Origin of the sequence: Butyricimonas faecihominis, from assembly GCF_033096445.1 — a bacterium.
Taxonomy (GTDB): Bacteria; Bacteroidota; Bacteroidia; order Bacteroidales; family Marinifilaceae; genus Butyricimonas; species Butyricimonas faecihominis.
The window spans coordinates 736581-758609 of sequence record NZ_AP028155.1; the positions used below are offsets into that span (position 1 = coordinate 736581).

The following is a 22029-nucleotide window of genomic DNA, read 5'->3' on the forward strand; positions in this document are numbered from 1 at the left end:
ATGTATGAGTATGAAACGATTGATTTTGATATTGTTTGTTGTCTCGATTGTCAATTCGTTTGCACAGACGAAGTTGGATTATGGTATTCAGTTTTATCATGGAACTTGGAAAGAAGCGTGTGATAAGGCTAAAGCTGAGAATAAATTGATATTCGTGGATTTTTACACCCAATGGTGTGGTCCCTGTTTAAATATGGCGGAGAATGTATTCATTCTCCCCTTTATTGGTGATTTTTATAACACGAATTTCGTGAATATGAAAATTGATGCCGAGAATGGGGAAGGGGTGGAGCTTGCCAAGCGTTATGGCGTGAATTCTTACCCAACCTACGTGTTTGTGGATCCCAAGAACGGTGATGTGGTACATCAGAGTAAATCTCGTCAGGAGGCCGAGCAGTTTCTTGCCACGGGAAAAAGTGCATTAGTACCGGAATTGCGTTCCGGTTATCTAATTGAAGAATTTGCTAAAGGGCGTGACGACCGGGAGTTCTTGAAGAATTATATTCATTATAATGCCTCGATTTATGAACGAGAGAATGTGCAGAAGGCTTTTGATATGTTGATTAAAAAGGAGGCAAAATTAACGGATTCGGATGTCTGGGATATATTTAAAGCTAATATAAGAGGTACAGATAATCCTTATTTTCAAGAATTAGTGAAAAATTATGATGTTTTCGTGAAAGCTTTGGGAAAAGAGGTTGTGGATAATAAGCTGTATATGGAGACTCGTAATATTTCTTTGGAAGAATTAAATAGGTTACCGGAATTTAAGGGGAAATCCTTGAACAAGTATCTGGTACAAATTAATGCCTTGGTTCGAGATAAAAAATATGATGAAACCGATGCGTTGATCCGTGCCACGATGGCTGATACGTCTATCAATCAGCAGGATTTTATAGAACAACTTCGTTTTATTGTGCGTGGTAGTTACTGGTCCCCGGAGACTCCGGTAGAATGGTTGGGCAGGTGCGTCTCTTATCTACAATATATTGCTTATAACAGTGACGACCGTCAAGATCCGTATATTCATCAGGAGTATGCCGCTTTATTGGAACGTTTGATTCGTTTGACTCCGGGTGCGGAGAAGGTTTTCCCGAAATCAATCATGGAGAAACCGGAATTCGGTGCAAAAGAATATAGTATGCGTCCTAAGAATCTGGCACAAAAGCCAATGCGAAAGAAGAAATAGTGTGTGATGTTAATGTTTGTAGAGGTCTGTTTAACAACAAAATCGTTAGACAGACCTCTTTCTTATTTATTAAAATCTAATTCCTAATGTTAGCCTGAATTCGTTATCTTTGAATTTCGTTTGAAATTCGGGTGATTCAATTACTTCCCCTTTTGAGGTTTCGTAGTAATAGAATAGACCGTTTAATTTGGAATTCTTGTGAAGATAGGCAAGGTCTGCGTAGAATACTCCAAAATTTAATCCTAACCCCCCCGTGATTGTTTGAATGTCATTCTTTTCATTCATTTCTCCTTTCGTGTAGGGTGAGGCAGAATAAGCATAACCACCTCGTAGACAGAATACGCTATTAAATCGATATTCTGCTCCGGCACGGAAATTATGGGTACCTTTATAAATAGTCTTTATGGCATCATTAGTTGCGACATACTCGTTACCTGAGCCACTATTTGTAAATTTAGCCGAAGTGTAATCAATGTATTCGTAATCAGCACTAATAATAGCTCTTTGTCCGAGGACTGTTGCAAGACTTCCTATTACTCTCCATGGGGTTTTTAATTTGTAGGAATAATCGGTTTCTTGATACATTCCATAAGTTAGATCATTTCCGGGATCAGCTCCTTCAAACGGAAGTTCTACAAATTCTGATGAAACCCAATTTATCGCATAAGCATCTAAATTATAATATGTTGGAGTGTGGATAGCTGCCCCGATACGTATTGCTGGTATAGGACGATAAATCATTCCAAATTTAAAGTTAACTCCAGTACCACTAGTGGTAAAATCTTGATCGAAAGTGAAACCCTTTAATTTGCTGTCAATTTCATCTCCTACAACCCATTCAGTGTAATATGAATAAGATTTGAAATGAAGAGACTGAATTCCTAACGTGGCACCAAAATAAAATTTGTCGTCATAATTAGCTCCCGCAGAGATGGCATATTCAGCTTGATACCCCCTTTCTTTCGTGTATTTTAACTCTTCTACAGAATGGGTGTTATTGATTGGAATATCATATATGTTATTCGTACTTCCTTCTGGTAAATTAAGAAGGTAAGCATCATAAGCTAGTCTTGTGGTAAATGGATTTAAATCGCTTACAGGCTTTCCATCAGCCTCTGCTTTCCATACATCAATCATAGAAGAACCTTTCGATATAAAATTACCTTGATAAATGTTCCTGTTGAAATTATTGAGATTAGTATAATTGAATCCGATATTAATGTTTTTCCATTTGTCACTCATGGGTGTAAATGACAGAACGAAACCTAAATCTCCCAATAAATACATATTTTTTTCATAGTCAAACTTTCCTGTTTTTGCATGAGCAAAGTCAAGCATGGATGTGAAACTAGCCTCTGATTTTCTAAATACACCAATTCCTCCCGGATTTGTACTTAGGGTGGATAAATCACCTCCTAAAGCACCAAATGCACCACCCATTGCTGCTGATCTAGCTGTTCCGAAAGGAGAGATTCGAGAGAATCTAATTGCATCTTCTTCATTTTGTGCAGAGGCAAAAAGAGAGAAAAAGAGCATTAGTGTTAGTATATATGCGATCTTCATATTCTAAATATTGATTCTACAAATTTATTTTCTATGTCCGGTGCTTGTACGTTCAACACGTCCGCCACTACTGCTACTACCACTATTAGAACGTGTTGTGGAACTACTTCCATATGAACCCGTGCTATTTCCTCTAGAATAACTTCCTGATGAATAACCGGAGTTGTTATGCGATGGATTGTAGTTTGAGCCAGACTCGTAACGGCTGCTACTTGATCTGGATTGTATAGCGGAACTTCTTGAAGTTCTTGAATAGGTACTGTACGAACGGGCGTTTCTATTCGTCGTGTATTGTTTTTTAGGTGCATACCGAGTAGTTACAGTCGGTTTGCTGGCACCACCCCAATCCGGTCGATGGTTACCCCAGTTCGGGCCGTGATGTCCATGTCCCGGACGGTGTCCCCAGTGTGGATAATAACCGTAGTAGTGATTCCAATAGGGATCCCATCCCCATGGATCGTAGAAACCATGTCCCCAACCCCACGGGTTATAACCGTAGTAATTATTCCAGTATGGATCCCATCCCCAAGAGTTACCCCAACCGAACGAAGCTCCCCATCCCCAGCGGTTCCAACCGGAACTTACGTTGTTACTCCATGCGAAACTATCAAAACGAGGATCGTTCCAAATTACGGTCCAAATGTATTTTGGGTAATTACCGAAAATTAATTGAGAGTATAGTCCCACGTTCGAACTGCTGGGGAACCACCAGTAGCGACCGTCAATCGTGTACACGTTCCAGTCGGAGCTGAACGAAAGATTCTGGGCAATTTCGTACCCGTTTCCGAAATAGGCGAAACCTTCCGGGTAACGATTCATGATCCGGACACATTCTTCCAAATCATTTTCACTACCTTTAAAGCCTCCGATCCAGTACCCGTCGTCTGCCGGAACAGCAATCCGGTTAACAGTTTGTCCGGTTCGGGCCTCTTCTTTTTGCACCTGTTTTTCAGTTGCATAACGAGCCATACCGATGGAATGAGATTTTGGATTTACACTGTTATCTATTTCCTTCGGATAAACTTTATCATTGTTCGTGTTTTTACTGATTTGAGAACTAGAAGAAGTATTCGAGGTAATGTCCACTCCGGTCTTGTCTTTAATTTCTTGAGCGAAGAGGGAACGTTTACCGGGAACATAGTAGATATCATCTTCCTGCGCTCGCGTAAAGTTTTGCGAGGAAGAGCAAGCTCCTAATAGGATTGCTAATGCTGAAAAATATAATGCTATCTTCATAGTAATAATATTAATTCCTTTCTTGTATGACAAATTCATTGACGATTGGTTTATTTACTTCTAACAAAATGCGTACCATTCATTCGTTGCTTCTTTGTTATAAATATACGTGTGCGGCTTGTTTTGTATTCTATGTTATAAAAATAGAAAATAATAATCGGATTTCCTAGTTTTTGTTTTAAATTTGCTGCTGTTTTATCAAAAAATAATGAGATGGCTAAGTTTTTAACTTCAAGAGAAGAAAATTATTCGCAATGGTACAATGATCTGGTCGTAAAGGCCGGATTGGCCGAGAATTCAGCTGTAAGAGGATGTATGGTGATTAAACCTTACGGTTATGCCATATGGGAAAAAATGCAACAGCAATTGGACAAGATGTTCAAGGAAACAGGACATAGTAATGCTTATTTTCCGTTGTTAATTCCCAAATCATTCTTTTCAAAAGAAGCTGATCACGTGGAGGGTTTCGCGAAAGAATGTGCGGTTGTAACTCATTATCGATTAAAAAATGATCCGAATGGAGGTGGGGTAGTTGTGGATCCTGCTGCCAAATTGGAAGAGGAATACATCATTCGTCCGACTTCTGAAACGATTATTTGGAATACTTATAAAAATTGGATTCAGTCTTATCGTGATCTTCCAATTCTTTGTAATCAATGGGCTAACGTGATGCGTTGGGAGATGCGTACGCGTATGTTCCTGCGTACTGCTGAATTCTTATGGCAAGAAGGGCACACTGCTCACGCGACGAGAGAGGAAGCGGTTGAGGAAGCTCAGAAAATGATTCGTGTATATGCTGAGTTTGCCGAAAAATGGATGGCTATGCCGGTGATTATGGGGCATAAGAGTGAAACGGAACGTTTTGCCGGGGCATTGGATACCTTGACTATCGAGGCGATGATGCAGGACGGGAAAGCCCTTCAGTCTGGAACCTCTCATTTCTTAGGTCAGAATTTTGCGAAGGCTTTTGATGTACAATTTGCCACGAAAGAGGGAAAACAGGAATATGTATGGGCAACTTCATGGGGAGTTTCTACCCGTTTGATGGGAGCGCTGATCATGTCACATTCCGATGATAACGGTTTGGTTTTACCCCCGAAATTAGCTCCACTTCAAGTGGCTATCGTGCCTATCTATAAAAGTTTGGAAGGATTGGAAAAAATCCGTCAAACGGTTAGTGGTCTGATGGATAAATTGAAAGCCGCGGGAATCAGCGTGAAATTTGATGATCGTGACACGCAAAAGCCGGGTTGGAAATTTGCCGATTACGAGTTAAAGGGAGTTCCTGTACGTCTGGCTATGGGAGAGCGTGATCTTGAAAACGGTACGATCGAGGTGGCTCGTCGTGATACTTTGACCAAGGAGACATTGCCATTGGAAGGTGTGGAACAGCATATCGAGACTTTATTGGAAGAGATTCAGGAAAATATATACAAACTGGCTTTGGAACGTCGTTCTAAATTGATCACGAAAGTGGATTCTTACGAGGAGTTCAAGACCTTGTTGGATACGAAAGGTGGATTCTTCCTGTGTCATTGGGACGGGACCCCGGAAACGGAAGAACTCATCAAGAACGAGACGAAAGCAACCATCCGCTGTATTCCATTCGATGCTCCCGACGAAGAGGGTAAATGTATGGTAACAGGTAAACCTTCTCATAAGAGGGTGTTGATTGCGAGAGCCTACTAATTGATGATTGTGTGATTTATGATTGCGTGATTCACGTTACGGGATTATAAATCACTTAATCATAAATCATAAATCTAAAATTATTTTATGCTGCCAGTAGTTGAGCGTTTTATCAGGTATGCTAAGATTCATACAGAATCGGATCGGGAGACGGGTTTAGTTCCAAGTACTCCGGGACAATTGCAGTTCGCTTATCTTCTTTGCGAGGAGATGCAGAAAATAGGAATGCAGGATGTTGCTGTGGATGATTACGGGTATGTTATGGGTTTTGTACCTGCTAATGCAGATAGAGAGTGTCCTTCGATCGGTTTTATCGCTCACATGGATACCAGTCCGGACATGACGGGCAAACACGTGAAACCTCAGATTATAGAGAATTACAAGGGAAATGACGTGTTGTTGAACAAGGAAAAGGGATTCACGCTGTCACCAGATGATTTCCCGGAGCTGATGAATTATGTCGGAACAGATTTGATTGTTACGGACGGTAACACGCTTTTGGGGGCGGATGATAAAGCGGGAATTGCCGAGATACTGACGGCCATGGAATATTTGATTCAACACCCGGAAATAAAACATGGACGGATTGCTGTTTGTTTCACTCCTGATGAAGAAATCGGTGAAGGAGTAGATCATTTCGATTTGAAAAAATTCGGGGCTAAATTCGCCTATACTTTGGATGGTGGTGAGATTGGAGAATTAGAGTGCGAGAATTTCAATGCTGCATTGGCTCGTTTGACTTTCAAAGGACGTAATTTCCATCCGGGATATGCCAAGAATAAAATGGTCAATTCAATCAAAGTGGCTAATGAATTTATGGCTAGTCTCCCTAAAAAAGAAGCACCCGAATATACTTCCGGCTACGAAGGTTTCTTCCATGTTTATTCCATTAAGGGGACAGTAGAGGAGACATTGTTGGAGATATTGATCCGTGATTTTGATAAGGAGCGTTTTGAATGGAGAAAAGACGTGATTGAAAATGGAGTTCGGGAATATTCAAAGAAGTATGATTTACCGGTACTTTTGGAAATGAAGGATCAGTATGCAAATATGAAAGAACGTTTGGAACCGGTGAGATATATCGTGGAAATAGCTAAACAGGCCATGGCAGAACTGGGTATTAAACCTTTGATTGTTCCTATTCGCGGTGGTACTAATGGGTCAAGATTATCATTTATGGGATTGCCCACGCCGAACTTATCCAATGGGGCACATAACGGGCATGGACGTTATGAGTATATACCCGTGTCTTCTATGGAGAAAATCGTGAGCGTGATTGTGAAGATTTCCGAGTTATGTGCTAAAATATAAGTGAGAAAAGCACTTCTTCTGAAGCAGGTTAGAAAATAACCTGCTTTTTTTATAACAAATCTTTGTTGTTTTACGTTTATCAGTCAAAAGATATTAAAATTTAAACCTAAATAATTTAATGAGAGTATGATGAAAAGATTCTTTGCTATTGCCCTATTTGTATTGGGTTTAGGACAATTGTATGCGCAACCGGTAAGAGATACTGCGTGGACAAAAGCCGGTTACTTCGGGTTAAAATTAACGCAAGTAAGTTTGAGTAGTTGGTCTGCCGGAGGTGAGTCTGCCTTGGCATTTGATAGCCAGATAACATATAGTGCCGATTTTAAACGAGATCGCCAGTTGTGGCAAAATCGTTTGGAACTGGGATACGGTTTGACGAAAAATGATGGTAAGAGTGCCCGGAAAACAAACGATAAGATATATTTCGCCTCCACTTACGGGTATCAGATTTACAAGACACTTTACTGGAGTGCTTTATTGAACTTCAACACGCAGTTTGCGAAAGGATACGATTACAATATCGAGGATTCTGACTTTATTTCAAAGTTTATGGCTCCGGGATACTTGATGATTGGTACCGGTGTTACTTGGAGTCCGAATAAGATATTCACGGCCACTTTTACTCCGGCCTCTTGGAGAGGAACTATTGTAGCTGACAGTCGTTTGTCAGATGAGGGGGCTTTCGGTGTGGATAAAGGAAAACATCTGTTATCCGAGTTTGGTGCAAACTTGAAGGCAGAGGTGAATTACGAGTTTTTGCCTAACATGAAGGTTTATTCTCGTCTGGAATTGTATTCCAATTATCTGGAAGATCCTCAGAACGTGGATGTTCGCTGGGAGGTTCAATTAAATATGGCCATTAATAAATGGTTCTCAACGACTTTATCAACTAACCTGTTATATGACAATGATGTAAAGATCGCCCAAAAAGACGGTACTGCGGGGCCGCGGGTACAGTTTAAGGAAGTGTTGGGAGTGGGACTTCAGATAAATTTCTAAGAGCTGATTTTAATATAAAAAAAGGGTTCAGAATTTCTGAACCCTTTTTTTATATGTTGATAAATAAGGTTATTTTGTCACTCTTTCAAGCCATTTCACCATACCAAGCATAACTCCCATAGATACAAGGCATACGATCAAGAATACTGACCAGCATTGCCAGATCGGCCATGAGTTGTACATGAGAGGACCAATCCAAAGTAGAAGGTTACCAAGAGCGGTAGCAGCAAGCCACAAACCTTGACACAAGCCAAGCATACTCTTTGGAGCAACTTTTGATACAAACGATAATCCAAGAGGAGAGATGAACAACTCTGCAACTGTCAGGAAGAAGTAAGTAACGATAAGAACCCACCAATGAGCTTTTGCTGCCATTTGTTCTGCAATAGGAAGACCTCTGAACGCGTCTGCGGAAGGATAACCTTTCATGATTGAGAAAACGGCAAGGAACAAGAATGCCAAACCTGCAATGAACATACCGATGGCAATCTTTCTTGGGGTTGAAATCTCTTTACCGCGTCTTGCAAGGAATCCGAAAATGGCCATAATCATTGGAGTAAGGACAATAACAAAGAACGGGTTGATTGCTTGCCATACTTCAGGAGCAACTGCAGAAGAGTCTACGAAGTCACGTGCAAAGAATGAAAGGGACATACCGTTCTGGTGGAATGAGAACCAGAAGAAGATAACGATACCCAAAACAGCAAATAATGCATACATTCTCTGTTTAATCTCTTTAGCCATAGCAGCTTTTTCCTCTGCCGTGTAAGTTACACTCTGTGCTGCGGCTTTCTTTGCCGGGTTCGGGAATGTTTTTTGTGAAACAAAGAAAATTACAAGAGAAATAAGCATGGCTGCAACAGAGGCAATGAATGAGTAGTGAATACCTTCATTGAAAATTTGCAGGTATTGGAGACAAGAAGCTGTCATATCGGTGATAGCTCCACCGGCAGCAGTCATAAGTTGTTGTAAGTTGGCAAGAGCCTCGGGAGCCATGTTGGCTGCATTATTAATGTACTCGTGACAAAGAGCAGGAAGTTGTGCGTTATAAGACAACCCGTTTGCACCTAACCACCATTGGCGTAAAACCGGAGCGATGAACGGAGCGATTAGACCACCCACGTTGATAAATACGTAGAAAATCTGGAAACCTGAATCTCGCTTGTCTTTTGCGATTTTGAGAGCTTCCGGCCCTTGTTTTGCAGCTTCGGCTTCAAAATTATCATACATTTGACCTACAATTGCCTGCAAGTTACCTTTGAATAAACCGTTACCGAATGCAATCAAGAACAAAGCAACACAAGTAAGAGTTAATAACCAAGTTGTATTTTGCGATGTCGCAAGGATTGGAACAGATAGGATAATATACCCTATTGCCATAACGACAAGACCCGTCTTAATGGTTCCTTTGTAGTTTTGCGTGCGGTCAGCAATAAGACCTCCGACAAGGCTTAAAATGTAGATGCCGGCGTAAAAAAAGGAATAAATGGTACCACTGGCGGCTTCGCTCAAACCAAATTTAGAACATAGGAATAACACTAGCACGGCATTCATGATGTAATAGCCGAAACGTTCTCCCATATTACTTAGAGCCGCAGTGAGCAACCCTTTAGGATGATTTTTGAACATAACTTTTGTTTTTAATTTGTATTGGTAAATAATTAAATTTTTTCGTTCACGCTAATAGTGTGCAAATATAAATTATTTTTTTATCTTTAGTCATTGAAAACGTTTGAAACCTATCGTCATGTTGAAGAATAATAAAATTTTCAAGACATCGGATTTACAAAAATTGGATAAATATACGATTGAGAATGAGCCGGTAACATCGTTAGATTTGATGGAGAGGGCGGCTACTGTTTTTACAGAAAAATTATTGATTTTTTTCCCCAATAGTCATATTTTTAACATTCTGGCCGGTTCCGGAAATAACGGGGGAGACGGGTATGTCGTGGCAAGATTGTTATATCAAAACGGATTGAATGTCAAGGTTTTCGGTCTGCATGAAAACGATCATCTCTCTCCGAATTGTGCCGTGAACAGGGAACGTTTCATTAATATGGGAGGATGTTATATTGAGGTGAAAAATCCGGATAATTTGCAGCCGGACGAAAATAGCGTGCTGGTGGATGCCATTTTCGGGGCCGGGTTAAATCGTCCGGTAACGGGATTTTTGGGAGATATAATTCGTCGGATAAATGGTTTGTCCCATCCGGTTGTGGCAATAGATATGCCTTCCGGTTTAATGGGAGAGGATAACGGGGAAAATAACGGGGCGATCATAAAGGCTGATTACACGTTCACTTTTCAATTTCCTAAGTTAGCCTTTATGTTCCCGGAAAATGTAGTTTACGTGGGACATTGGGAAGTGCTGGATATTCGTTTACACCCGATTATCTTGCGGGAGTATCCTGCTACTTATTATTATCTGACAGAAGAAGTCGTTACATCCCGATTATTGATTCCGGCAAAGTTTTCCCACAAGGGGACTTTGGGTAATACCTTATTAATAGTAGGCTCTTATTCCATGATGGGGGCAGCCGTGTTAGCAGCCAAGGGGGCTATTCGGTCCGGAACGGGACTGCTTTCCGTGCATGTTCCCCGTAAGTTGAAAGAAATGATCCATCTCTCCGTGCCGGAGGCATTAGTTGAAGTGGATCGGAATGAATTTTGTTTTTCCGGTGTAGACAATCTTTCCCGTTTCCAAGCGGTCGGGATTGGTTCGGGAATCGGGACTTCACCTGTCACGGCAGAAGGAATTCGTCAACTATTATCCGTGTGGCGAGGAAAGATCGTGTTGGATGCAGATGCCTTGAATTTGTTGGCAGCGGATTCAAGATTACTGGAACTTCTTCCGGATGGAGCAGTGCTGACTCCTCACTCGAAAGAATTTGAAAGATTAGCAGGAAAAAGTGTAAATGATTTTGATAGATTAAATAAATTAAGCACCTTTGCACGTCTACACCAAGTGTATGTCGTGCTGAAAGGTGCGCATACAATAATAGCTACCCCGGAGGGTGAATGTTACTTTAACATGACAGGTAACCCGGGAATGGCTAAAGGAGGAGCGGGGGACGTGTTGACGGGTGTTATCGCCGCTTTACTGGCAAGTGGTCATTCTCCATTAGATGCAACTATGATTGGAGTGTATGCCCACGGTTTAGCTGGAGATCTGGCTGCAGAGGAGCAGGGAATGAGAGGAACACGTGCCGGGGACATTGCTGATAAACTGGGTTGGGTGTGGAAAAAGATGGAAACATATAATATGGCTAAACAGCGATAGAAAGATGAAAAAGTTATTTTTTATAATCGGGTTAGTGGGATTAGTATCCCTGTCTGTTTCGGGACAGAAAAAGAGAGAGTTGACCACGCAGGTGTCAGTTGATTATACTTTACCAAAGATCAGTTACGACGTGGTTATTACGATGGAATGTAGTCGTTTGATTCCGGGGCCTTTCCGGCAATATGCCGAACAACAGTTAGGTGTTTCTCCGGAGATCACGAGTGAAGGCGAAGAGTGGACGATTAAGAATATCAAATTTATTCCGCGGGCCTTGCCTGATCCGAAAGCTTCTTATACCGTGAATGCTATCGGAGAATATAACTCTATTTTGTTGAATGTAACTCCTGAAGGCTTTTTAGCCGGTGTGGGAAGTGGCAACACGAACCGAACTCGTGACGAAGAGATTGTTTACGAGGAAAAAGAGAAAAGCGTGGGGACAGGTATTAATTACGTGTATTTCGGTATTCGTTCTACCCAGAAGGAAGTACTTGATTCCAATTTCACGGAGATGGAAGTTGAAGGAGAGATGCGCCGGGTATGGGACCCGATAGAACGTCACGTGTTAAAAGAAAATAAAGATTACGTGGATGAGATCACGTCAGAGATATTCAATATTCGTAAAAAAAGATTGGAATTATTGGCCGGAGGTTCGGCCACGGCAGAGGCTTTAAAAGCTCTGGATGAACTTGAGGCAAATTACATGAGTTTGTTCATGGGAAAAAGGGAAACCCGTGAAGTGGTTAAAACCATCTCTTTTATTCCGGAAAAAGCCGATGAATCGATCGTTTTGTTCCGTTTTTCTGCGAACGACGGGATCACGGCAAAAAACAACGTGTCTGCTATCCCTTATATTGTAGAATTGAAAAATATCTATGTTCCGAAGAAAGATGCCCAACAGGCTGGGAATTCCCGTCCGGTTCCGTCTCTATCTTATCGTGAACCGGCTGTTGCCGATTTGTGCTTGCTGAAAGGAAAAGAGACCGTGATGACTGTTCGGAGTGTCATTCCACAACTCGGATTCATCAAGCAATTCCCTTTGGATGTCATCAACAACGAAGGTATTTCCATTGATTTCTACCCGCAATATGGTTCGATAAAAGGTATAATGAAAAAATAAGTTTGATACACTTTTAGATCATGGCGGCGATTAACGAAAAGGGGTTATTGGGTAAATTTTTGGTGTGGCGGGTCCGTTACATCAAGGAAAAGCAATTTATTGTCATGTTGAGTATTCTGGTCGGTATCGTTACCGGCTTGGCGGGAGTTGTGCTGAAAAATATGGTACATTTTACACATATGTTTTTCACGGAACGGATGCAGGTGGACAGTGGTAACTTGCTCTTCTTTATATACCCTTTTATCGGAATATTGCTGACGACATTATTTGTAAAATTTTTCGTGAAAGAGGGAATCAGTCATGGTGTGACAAAGGTATTGTATGCTATTTCCCGTCGCAACAGTATGATCAAGCCGCACAACAACTATACCTCGATGATTGCCAGTACCCTGACCATCGGTTTTGGTGGATCGGTCGGGACGGAGGCTACCATCGTGTTGACCGGGGCGTCCATCGGTTCGAATCTGGCACGCTTGTTTCGGATGAACTACAAGGTGATGACCTTGATGATTGGTTGTGGAGCGGCTGGTGCCATTGCCGGGATCTTTAAAGCCCCGATTGCCGGGATTGTATTCACGATGGAGGTGTTGATGCTTGATCTGACGATGGCCTCGTTGGTACCGTTGATGTTCACGGCTATTACCTCGTATGTGGTTACGTTCTTCCTCATGGGGGATGGTTTCGTGTTTTCCTACCAGATCACGGATAAATTCGTGATGGCTAATTTCCCGTATTATGTTGTACTGGGCATCTTTGCCGGAGTGTTGTCCGTGTATTTCGTTCGGATGAATCTCCGGGTGGAACAATTTCTGGAGCGTATCAAGCAAACGTGGAAAAGAATAGCCATCGGTGGAGCCTTGTTAGGTGTCATTATTTTCGTGTTTCCTCCTCTATACGGTGAAGGGTACACGGCTTTGGATGACATGATGGCCGGACATTCCGATAAGTTATTGAATAATACCTATTTCTTCGGTTTTCGGGATAGTGCCTGGATGATGATCCTTTTCGTGGTTGGGTTGATATTCGTAAAAGTGATTGCCACGGCCTTAACCAATGGTAGTGGGGGTGTTGGTGGTGTTTTTGCTCCGAGTTTGTTCACGGGTGGTGTTGCCGGGTATTTGTTGGCGATGTTGATTAATATGAGCGGAATCCGTATCGTGGAACCCAGTCATTTCGTCTTGGCGGGAATGGCGGGAACGATGTCCGGTGTCATGAAGGCCCCGTTAACAGCCATGTTCTTGATTGCCGAGATTTCGGGAGGTTATGCCTTATTTCTACCTTTGATGCTGACCTCGGTTATTTCTTACCTGACTAGCCAAGGGATGGAACCTTATTCTATTTATGCCCGTCGTTTAGCCATGCAGGGAGACTTGTTGACTCATAACAAGGATAAAGCCGTGTTGACTTTGATGAAATTGAACAAGGTGGTGGAAACGGATTTTAAGACGATCGAGGTGGAGGCGACATTAGGTGATCTGGTAAAGGTGGTTTCCAAATCGAGCCGGAATCTATTCCCTGTTTTGAATTCCAACCAGCAATTGTTGGGGATTGTCTTGCTGGATGACATTCGTAAAGTGATGTTTAATCAAGAATTGTATTCGAAAACCTACGTGCGGGATTTCATGACAACGCCTTCCGTGGTGATTGACATCAACGACTCGATGGAGGTTGTTATGAAGAAATTCGAGGATTCGAAAGCGTGGAACCTCCCCGTCCTTCAAGATCATAAATATATTGGTTTTGTTTCTAAAGCGAAGATATTCAACACGTATCGAAAAGTGTTGATTCATTTCTCCGATGATGAATAGTTTTTAGTGTAACAATTTAGATCGTTTTGCGTTATTTATGGCGATACATTAGATTTAATGTGTCTAAATAACTTCTTATTAGAAAAAAGAAGTTGTATTATTAGAAATAAACTATATATTCGCGGCAAAAATAAGAAATTACATTAAAAACGATATAACTATGTATTGGACACTAGAACTTGCCTCTAAATTGGAAGATGCGCCTTGGCCAGCATCAAAAGATGAGTTGATAGACTACGCCATTCGTTCCGGGGCACCTATGGAAGTGATCGAAAATCTTCAGGATATCGAGGATGATGAAGAAATATTTGAAAGTATTGAAGATATTTGGCCAGACTATCCGAGTAAAGATGACTTTTTCTTTAACGAGGACGAGTATTGATTTATTCGGGTAAATGAAAAGATAACGAACCACTCCGCAAGGGGTGGTTCGTTGTTTTATATGGCAACGTGAAATTTTCCTATTGTTTGGGCGTGGATATTTATTTTTCTCATGTATGAGGATTGTCATTTTTGACATTGAAGGTTCATAAAAAGATAAATGTATGAACTGTTTTGATAAAGTTCACAGGTCGTGTTTATCATGTCATCAGATTATTATTATATACTTATTAGCATGTTAATATTTACTATGTAAGTATAATATATTATTATATAGATAGGAGCGGAATAGGGGAGGAATGGGAGCGGAATGGGAGCGGGTAACATGATGATAAGAATTTGGTCATAATTTTATAACATTTTGTTACACTTGATGCCTTATATTTATAGAATTTGTGGGAATGATGTGCTTTTGAGTAGATTTTGTATATATTGTTTTGTAAATCAGTGTATTAATAGTTGTGCTAAATAATAAAGATTATTTTTTCAAAAAAATGGGAAAATTTATCTAGTTGAGAAGGAGGGGAAGATAAATGTATATAAGAAATGGTAACTTCGTGGAGGTTACCATTTCTTGCTGTTCGCCCAGCACGAATATATTTTTAATTCCTTTAATAAAAAGTTTAATTTAATCTTTTATATTTGCATAAAAGAATGAATGTACATGGTTGTGGATTATTCGGAAGATAGGGAAATGTTAACGTTATTGAGGCGTGGTGAAATCTCTGCATTTGTAGATATATACACCACGTACTTCGACGCGTTGCTGAATTATGCCGATCGTTTGCTGAATGATATGGAGGCGGCCCGGGACGTGGTGCAACAGGTGTACTATAAAATATGGGAAAACCGGGATGCGTTGAATATTTCTCTTTCTATTAAAGCTTATCTTTTTAAATCAGTTTATCATGGCAGCTTGAATACGTTGGCTCATCAGAAAAATATCCAAAAGTACGAGCAGGAACAATTGACTGATTTCTACTTCTCTACAGTGATACAATCCCCCGAGGCGGAAGAGGCTTTGTGGAAATCGGATATAGAGCTGGCTGTTCAAGAGGCCATCGCAACTTTACCCGAGAAATGTTGGGAAGTTTTCGTGTTGAGTAAGATTGAAGGGTTGAAAAACCGGGAAATTGCCGAAAAACTGAATATTTCGGAAAAAACGGTTGAACGTCATATGTCAATAGCATTGAGTAAGTTACGAGACGAACTGGACTGGTTGTTACAAATTATTTTATTTTTTTCATTTTCTCATTGGGGGTAAAGTTTCCCTCGGCTGTCTTTAGTGTATAAAAGCACGAGAAGATGGACGATAAAAAAATCAATATAGAAGAATTACTGGTCCGAATACTGGAAAACCGGGCAGGTTCGGAAGAAATACGATATTTCTCGAAATGGATGGAGGGGCAGGAAAATCGGGTGTATTTTGAGAAGTTCAAGAAAATATGGAATTTTTCCGCGGGAAGTCACGCAAGCCCGGAAATGCTGGAGGCGGGGGTAAGAGATTACCGTCTGTTTATGGAAAAATCTCTGAAATCGAAAATGCGTGTGACGTTGATGTGGAGGATAGGTTCGGTTGCGGCAGTGTTATTGATGATCCTGTCTTCTGTCTTCTGGTTACGGAAAGATGTTCCGGAGGTTTCTTCGGGTGAAAAATATGTCGTTTCTTCGGGACGGGAAGTTATTTTGAAGTTGGCTGATAACAAAGAGATCATACTTGGTGATTCGTTAAACCTGTCGGGGGTGGCGGGAGAGTGGGTCAGTATTAATAAAGTGGATCATCGGGGAATCGTGTATAGGCTAAAAGATTCGATGGGAATCGAAGAAGAAGAATTGAGCTATAATCAAATTATTGTTCCGGCAGGCGAGCGTTTTCTAGTGCAGCTGTCTGATGGAACCAAGGTATGGATTAATTCGGAAAGTGCTTTGCGTTACCCGGCTTATTTTGGTAAAAATATTCGGGAAGTCGAGGCCCGGGGAAACGTGTATTTTGAAGTGGCCAAGGATTCGACCCGCCCGTTCGTGGTGGCATCAAGGGAGTTGACCACGGAAGTGTTGGGAACCCGTTTTGAGGTGAACACCTACGGGGACCGGGATGAGGTGAGCGCGACGTTGGTGGAAGGAAGCGTGCGCGTCGGTGTTGGCAGTCGTTTTGTTGTTATCAAGCCTAATCAACAATTCACGTTTAACACGAAGAGTGGCACTATCAAGGTGAACGAGGTGGATGCCGCGAGGAAAGTGATGTGGAAGGACGGTATACTGGTGATTGATAACGAGGCTTTCCGGGATGTGGTCTGGAAGCTGGAACGCTGGTATGGAGTGTCGATCGTGAACGAGACCGGACTTGTATTTACCCAATCTTTTAGCGGGGAGTTCGACCGGGAAGATATTCATATGGCAATCGAGTCACTGTGTACAAATTTGAATATTACTTACATGATGGATAAGGATCGAATTATTCTGAAGAGGTAACAAAAAAGAGCATCCGTGCGACCAACACTATTCGATGCTCTTTGCGCTAAGCCTTACTTATTAATAAACTTAACATGACAAAATTATGAAAAAAAACAAGTATTCGTTGTCTTTGTCATTAAAATTTCTCTGTAGAGTCGTTTTATTGACAATTTTTGGGACAAGTTTCTTATTCTTTTCAGTGAAAGGTGATCCGGTGGAGCCACAACGGGTGACGTTGGAGCTGAAAGATGTTTCTCTCTCCGAGTTGTTTCAGGAGATAAAGAAACAGACTTCTTTCAAGTTCTTCTATAACGACACGCAGGAGAAGGAGATGGGGAAGATCACGATCAGCGTGAAGAACGAGACGGTGGAAAACGTGTTGGATCGGGTATTCCAAGGTAAGGAGTACACGTATCGGGTTTCCGGAGAACAGATTATCGTGGTAAAGCGTCAAGAAGCGAGAAAGCCAATACAAGAAGTGGTCATCGAGGGAACAGTCTTGGAAAGGGATTCGATGCCTATTATCGGGGCCACAATCGTGTTACAGGGAACGACAACCGGAGTAGCAACCGATGTGAACGGTAAGTTCCGGTTAGTCGTGCCTATGGACGACGAGATTTATATCGAGGTTTCTTTTCTGGGAATGAAAAAACAGGTGCATAAAGTGTTGGGATTACCGACCCCGAAACCGATGCGGATTGTGATGCAGCCGGAAACGGTGGGCGTAGACGAGGTGATTGTGACCGGATATGCTAATATTCGGAAAGAGAGTTTTACAGGTGCAGCCACGACGGTGACAAAGGAGGATATTTTGAAGATTTCTCCGAGAAACGTGATTGACGTGTTACAGGTTTTTGATCCTTCGTTGCGTGTTGTGAAGAATAACGAGATGGGGTCAAACCCGAATGCGTTACCGGAGTTCTATATTCGTGGGCGTACCGGAATGGATGGGGTGAAACAGCTTGATCTTCTTGAAGCACAACAGGGAGGGAGTGTTTCAGAATTTTCATTGACAACTAATCCCAATTTGCCCGTTTTTATTCTGGATGGTTACGAGGTGAATGTCCAGAAAATATACGATATGGATCCGAACAGGATTGCCAATATCACGATTTTGAAAGATGCCGCAGCGACAGCCATGTACGGTTCCCGTGCTTCAAACGGTGTTATTGTGATCGAAACGGTAACCCCTGAATTGGGTAAATTGCAGGTATCTTACACGTTCAATGCTTCTCTGACGGCTCCTGATCTTTCTGATTATAACTTGATGAATGCGAAAGAAAAGTTAGAGGCCGAACTATTGTCTGGTTTGTACGATCTTTCCAAGGCTAATGATATGACGGCTTATGTCATGAAGAAAAACTATATTACACAGGGTGTTGATACCGATTGGATGTCACAACCTTTGCAAAATCAATTTAATCACTCTCATAGTTTGTATGTATCGGGGGGAACGGAAGGGTTTCGGTTCGGAGCAGACTTGAGCTATAGTCATGAGGGGGGAGTTATGAAAAAATCTTATCGTAATCGTATGAGTGTTGGGGTATATGTTGATTATCGAGTGGGCAAGTTACAGATTCGGAACCATGTGTCATACGACCTTGCCAAATCATCAGATTCTCCCTATGGCTCGTTTAGTGACTACACGAAACAACAGCCTTATTATGCCATACATGATGAGGACGGGAAACTGAAACAAACCTTGGCTACCGGTATTCCGAATCCTCTTTACGAGGCAACTTTAGGTAACTTTAGTCGTGGAGAATCCACGAATTTAACGAATAACCTGAGTTTTTACTGGTTTATCAGCGATCATCTCCAATTACAAAGTCAATTCTCTGTTACGAAAAGTGATACAGAAGACAATAATTTCACGGACCCTTTATCAACAAAGTATAGTTCTCAAGATAATCCTTTTACTCGTGGGGATTTGTCTGTTAGCAGTACGGACAATTTTAGTTGGAACGTGAACGCATTTTTGGCTTATAATAATTCGATCGGGAAGAATTATTTGAATTTGTCCTTGGGTATAAACGCTCAAGAGAATCAAACGAGTAGTTTATCGTCTCAATACAGAGGATTTCCTTCAGCAGCTTTACACACGATAGGACACGCCAAGGAGATCGTGAGTAAACCTTCCGGTGCGGATAACAAGACCCGTTTAATGGGAATCTTTATTTCCGGGAACTACTCTTGGGATAATATTATTCTGGGGGATGTGTCTATTCGTTTTGATGGTTCTTCCGAGTTTGGTTCCGATTCACAGTGGGGGTCTTTCTGGTCGGTTGGTGGTGGTATTAATGTTCACAATTTGAAGTTCATGAAGGCTCTCCCGTGGCTTAATCAATTTAAAATTCGCGGAACCTATGGTGCTACCGGTAAGGTGAACTATCCTCCTTATGCAGCACGTGATACTTACGAGGTTCTTTTTGATGACTGGTATTCCACGGGTGTCGGGGCTACCCTGCAAGGTATTGGAAACGAAAAGCTCGTTTGGGAGAAAACCAACACGACGAATATCGGTTTTGATCTTAGTTTTTTCCAAAGCAAGTACAGTTTAACTTTCTCATGGTATAACCGTCAGACCGTGGATATGATTACAGATGTTACCATTCCGTCTTCAGCCGGTTTCACTTCCTACAAGGATAATATGGGGGAAACTCGTAATCGGGGATATGAAATTAGTTTAAGTGCTACCATTCTTAATACGAAGGATTTTGGAGTAAATGCTTTCATTAATTTCGCTCGTAACGAGGGGAGATTGATGAAAATATCCGAATCTTTGAAAGCGTATAATGAACGTGTGGATGATTATTTAACGTTACAACATACGGCATACGCGAATTCGGCTGAAAAATCCGAACCGTTCCTAAAATATGAAGAAGGTGGTTCCTTAACAGCTATTTACGGGATGAAATCATTGGGAATTAATCCTGCGGATGGGGAGGAATTATTTGTAGATCGTTCAGGGAATGTCACGGGGAAATGGTTATCATCCCAGCAGCAGATTATCGGAAATACAGAACCCAAAGGGCAAGGATCGTTCGGGATCAATATTCGGTGGAAACGTTTGACCCTGTACACGAGTTGCATGTACGAGTTCGGAGGGCAACAATATAACTCAACCTTGTTGGGTAAAGTGGAATGTGTTGATTTATCTTCGTCCAATGCGGATAAACGGGTATTGACGCAACGTTGGCAAAAGCCGGGTGATGTCACACCTTTAAAGAATATTGCCAATCGGAAGCTGACCACCCAGTCGACCTCCCGTTTCGTGCAGGATAATAACGAGTTCACGATCAATTCGATCTCGTTATCCTATGAATTCAATCCTGAATGGGTGAGACGTATCGGGTTGGATGTCCTTCGAATACAGGCTAGTACGAACGATTTGGGTACATTTTCCTCTATTAAGCAGGAACGAGGATTGGATTACCCGTTTGCCCGTACCTTTAATTTGGGTTTAAGTGTTAGTTTCTAAAATCATTCGCTTATGAAAACGTATAAAAATATATTATTGTCCGGTTTGTTACTCTTTTCCCTTTCTTCTTGTTCCGATTGGTTTCAAGTGGAACCGGAAAACGAGATTGCTAAAGAAGATTTATTTTCCAGCTATGATGGTTACAGGACAGCACTAAACGGTATTTACCGGAACTTGTCCGGAACATCGCTTTACGGGCAGGACCTTTCGTTTGGTTTTATTAGTTTGCTCGGTCAGAATTATGAAGTCCCTTCTTGGCTAGCTTTGTACCCTGAATATTATTTTCTCGGTAATGCTATAAATTATAATTATGAGCATAATAATATCAAAAGTATCACTCAAGCTATTTGGGAAAAAGCGTATAATACCATCGCTAATTGTAACGTGCTTATCCAGAATACAGAGGCACACGGGAACGACTTTTTCTACGAGGGTGAAAACGAGAAAAATATTCTTATCGGGGAGGCGAAAGGGCTTCGGGCATTGATGCATTTCGATATATTGAGGTTATTTGCCCCGGCTCCTGTAACGGGAGATGATGCGGCTTATGTTCCTTATGTAACGGTGTATTTGACTTCACACCCGACCCATCTGCCAACATCCGTGGTGCTGGATAGTATTATCAGTGACCTGAAACAGGCACAACGGCTATTGGCTTATAACGATACATTGTATAACTATAAAATGATGGAAAGTGCGAGTATGCGTTTTGATGGTAATGTAACAGGTACGGCTCTTGGTGGTGATTTTTTTGCATACCGGGGAACTCGTATGAATTATGTTGCAGCGACGGCCTTGCTAGCTAGAGCTTATCAATACAAGGGAGATCGGGCGATGGCTTATCAATATGCTCAAGAAGTGTATCGTTTCCAAAGTGAAAAAGGTTGGTATCGTTTTACTCCCGAGGGGAATATCAGTAACACGAATGTTCAATATCGCCGATGTAAGTTATTTGATGATATTTTATTGGCTTTTTATAACACGAAAATATTTGACGTTTATAATGACTGGTTCCAATCGTTTTATTCGTCTTATTCACAATTCCCGATTAAGAACAGAACGAATTTGTTTACGGGGGATTTGGCTGACTTTAGGTATCGTTATTTGCTTCACGAGACCGGGTATTCCTTGAAGTGGGTTCCTGTAACGGATGCCAGTGCTTTATGGAATATACAGTATCAATATCCTCTTTTGCCTGTTATGCGTATGAGCGAGATATATTACATCATGTGTGAGTATTTGGCCGAGACGGATTTACCACGGGCAATTAATTTACTCAATACCTTGAAAATAGCTAGAGGTGCGGCCGAATTAAATACTTCCTTGACAAAGGATGAATTTCTGGATCGAATGTACATGGATGCCACACGTGAATCCATTGCTGAAGGGCAGACTTTTTACTTGTATAAACGACTGAATAGGGATATGTACAACGGGGAATACCCGATTGACATGAGTGGTGGAAAATACGTGATACCACTCCCGGACAGTGAAACCATCATCCAATAAAGAATAGGA

At 41.5% G+C, this 22029-nt stretch carries 15 protein-coding genes; 12 read left to right on the top strand and 3 right to left on the bottom strand.

Features of this window, described 5'->3' with window-relative positions; translation table 11 throughout:
* Window positions 1–10 precede the first annotated feature (10 nt).
* On the top strand, window positions 11–1189 hold the full coding sequence (locus R8806_RS03070) for a thioredoxin family protein (protein ID WP_124318143.1): 1179 nt from the start codon (window positions 11–13) through the stop codon (window positions 1187–1189).
* Window positions 1190–1258: 69 nt separating this feature from the next.
* Here R8806_RS03070 and R8806_RS03075 read toward each other — a convergent pair whose 3' ends face one another.
* Together R8806_RS03075 and R8806_RS03080 are read right to left on the bottom strand one after the other, a co-directional pair.
* Window positions 1259–2752, bottom strand: a complete 1494-nt coding sequence (locus tag R8806_RS03075) for an OmpP1/FadL family transporter (RefSeq protein WP_151411468.1) — start codon at window positions 2750–2752, stop codon at window positions 1259–1261.
* 24 nt (window positions 2753–2776) lie between these two features.
* Window positions 2777–3988 carry a hypothetical protein gene (locus R8806_RS03080; protein ID WP_124318391.1) on the bottom strand — a complete coding sequence of 404 codons (1212 nt, stop codon included), beginning with the start codon at window positions 3986–3988 and terminating at the stop codon, window positions 2777–2779.
* A 213-nt stretch (window positions 3989–4201) separates the two neighbouring features.
* Here R8806_RS03080 and proS point away from each other — a divergent pair, with 213 nt between their 5' ends.
* From proS to R8806_RS03095, 3 genes are all read left to right on the top strand, one after another.
* A complete protein-coding gene (gene proS, locus R8806_RS03085; protein ID WP_124317117.1) occupies window positions 4202–5677 on the top strand; it encodes a proline--tRNA ligase in 1476 nt (491 codons plus the stop codon).
* An 87-nt stretch (window positions 5678–5764) separates the two neighbouring features.
* Window positions 5765–6988 carry a peptidase T gene (gene pepT / locus R8806_RS03090; protein ID WP_124317118.1) on the top strand — a complete coding sequence of 408 codons (1224 nt, stop codon included), beginning with the start codon at window positions 5765–5767 and terminating at the stop codon, window positions 6986–6988.
* A gap of 129 nt (window positions 6989–7117) precedes the next feature.
* Window positions 7118–7987 (top strand): DUF3078 domain-containing protein, encoded by an 870-nt coding sequence (locus tag R8806_RS03095; RefSeq protein ID WP_373289707.1) that lies wholly within the window; start codon window positions 7118–7120, stop codon window positions 7985–7987.
* Between the two features lie 69 nt (window positions 7988–8056).
* Here the strand turns inward: R8806_RS03095 and R8806_RS03100 are convergent, their stop codons facing one another.
* Complete coding sequence (locus R8806_RS03100; RefSeq protein WP_124317120.1) at window positions 8057–9616, bottom strand: peptide MFS transporter; 1560 nt, start codon at window positions 9614–9616, stop codon at window positions 8057–8059.
* Window positions 9617–9734: 118 nt separating this feature from the next.
* Here R8806_RS03100 and R8806_RS03105 point away from each other — a divergent pair, with 118 nt between their 5' ends.
* The 8 genes from R8806_RS03105 (at window position 9735) to R8806_RS03140 (ending at window position 22020) form a co-directional block, all read left to right on the top strand.
* A complete protein-coding gene (locus tag R8806_RS03105; protein WP_229782888.1) occupies window positions 9735–11270 on the top strand; it encodes an NAD(P)H-hydrate dehydratase in 1536 nt (511 codons plus the stop codon).
* Window positions 11271–11274: 4 nt separating this feature from the next.
* A complete protein-coding gene (locus R8806_RS03110) occupies window positions 11275–12387 on the top strand; it encodes a DUF4831 family protein (RefSeq protein ID WP_124317121.1) in 1113 nt (370 codons plus the stop codon).
* A gap of 20 nt (window positions 12388–12407) precedes the next feature.
* A complete protein-coding gene (locus R8806_RS03115) occupies window positions 12408–14195 on the top strand; it encodes a chloride channel protein (protein WP_124317122.1) in 1788 nt (595 codons plus the stop codon).
* A gap of 160 nt (window positions 14196–14355) precedes the next feature.
* A complete protein-coding gene (locus tag R8806_RS03120; RefSeq protein WP_009135471.1) occupies window positions 14356–14577 on the top strand; it encodes a DUF2795 domain-containing protein in 222 nt (73 codons plus the stop codon).
* A 663-nt stretch (window positions 14578–15240) separates the two neighbouring features.
* Window positions 15241–15840 (top strand): RNA polymerase sigma-70 factor, encoded by a 600-nt coding sequence (locus R8806_RS03125; RefSeq protein ID WP_229782889.1) that lies wholly within the window; start codon window positions 15241–15243, stop codon window positions 15838–15840.
* Between the two features lie 41 nt (window positions 15841–15881).
* The gene (locus R8806_RS03130; protein ID WP_124317783.1) at window positions 15882–17048 is read left to right on the top strand and encodes a FecR family protein; all 1167 of its coding nucleotides are present in this window, start codon (window positions 15882–15884) and stop codon (window positions 17046–17048) included.
* A gap of 85 nt (window positions 17049–17133) precedes the next feature.
* Complete coding sequence (locus R8806_RS03135) at window positions 17134–20511, top strand: SusC/RagA family TonB-linked outer membrane protein (RefSeq protein WP_124317782.1); 3378 nt, start codon at window positions 17134–17136, stop codon at window positions 20509–20511.
* Window positions 20512–20523: 12 nt separating this feature from the next.
* A complete protein-coding gene (locus R8806_RS03140; RefSeq protein ID WP_124317781.1) occupies window positions 20524–22020 on the top strand; it encodes a RagB/SusD family nutrient uptake outer membrane protein in 1497 nt (498 codons plus the stop codon).
* The last annotated feature ends 9 nt before the right edge of the window (window positions 22021–22029 follow it).

Coding starts and splice junctions, on each gene's coding strand:
- R8806_RS03070 (WP_124318143.1), top strand. CDS start 11: ATGAAACGATTGATTTTGATATTGTTTGTTGTCTCGATTGTCAATTCG.
- R8806_RS03075 (WP_151411468.1), bottom strand. CDS start 2,752: ATGAAGATCGCATATATACTAACACTAATGCTCTTTTTCTCTCTTTTT.
- R8806_RS03080 (WP_124318391.1), bottom strand. CDS start 3,988: ATGAAGATAGCATTATATTTTTCAGCATTAGCAATCCTATTAGGAGCT.
- proS (WP_124317117.1), top strand. CDS start 4,202: ATGGCTAAGTTTTTAACTTCAAGAGAAGAAAATTATTCGCAATGGTAC.
- pepT (WP_124317118.1), top strand. CDS start 5,765: ATGCTGCCAGTAGTTGAGCGTTTTATCAGGTATGCTAAGATTCATACA.
- R8806_RS03095 (WP_373289707.1), top strand. CDS start 7,118: ATGAAAAGATTCTTTGCTATTGCCCTATTTGTATTGGGTTTAGGACAA.
- R8806_RS03100 (WP_124317120.1), bottom strand. CDS start 9,616: ATGTTCAAAAATCATCCTAAAGGGTTGCTCACTGCGGCTCTAAGTAAT.
- R8806_RS03105 (WP_229782888.1), top strand. CDS start 9,735: ATGTTGAAGAATAATAAAATTTTCAAGACATCGGATTTACAAAAATTG.
- R8806_RS03110 (WP_124317121.1), top strand. CDS start 11,275: ATGAAAAAGTTATTTTTTATAATCGGGTTAGTGGGATTAGTATCCCTG.
- R8806_RS03115 (WP_124317122.1), top strand. CDS start 12,408: ATGGCGGCGATTAACGAAAAGGGGTTATTGGGTAAATTTTTGGTGTGG.
- R8806_RS03120 (WP_009135471.1), top strand. CDS start 14,356: ATGTATTGGACACTAGAACTTGCCTCTAAATTGGAAGATGCGCCTTGG.
- R8806_RS03125 (WP_229782889.1), top strand. CDS start 15,241: ATGGTTGTGGATTATTCGGAAGATAGGGAAATGTTAACGTTATTGAGG.
- R8806_RS03130 (WP_124317783.1), top strand. CDS start 15,882: ATGGACGATAAAAAAATCAATATAGAAGAATTACTGGTCCGAATACTG.
- R8806_RS03135 (WP_124317782.1), top strand. CDS start 17,134: ATGAAAAAAAACAAGTATTCGTTGTCTTTGTCATTAAAATTTCTCTGT.
- R8806_RS03140 (WP_124317781.1), top strand. CDS start 20,524: ATGAAAACGTATAAAAATATATTATTGTCCGGTTTGTTACTCTTTTCC.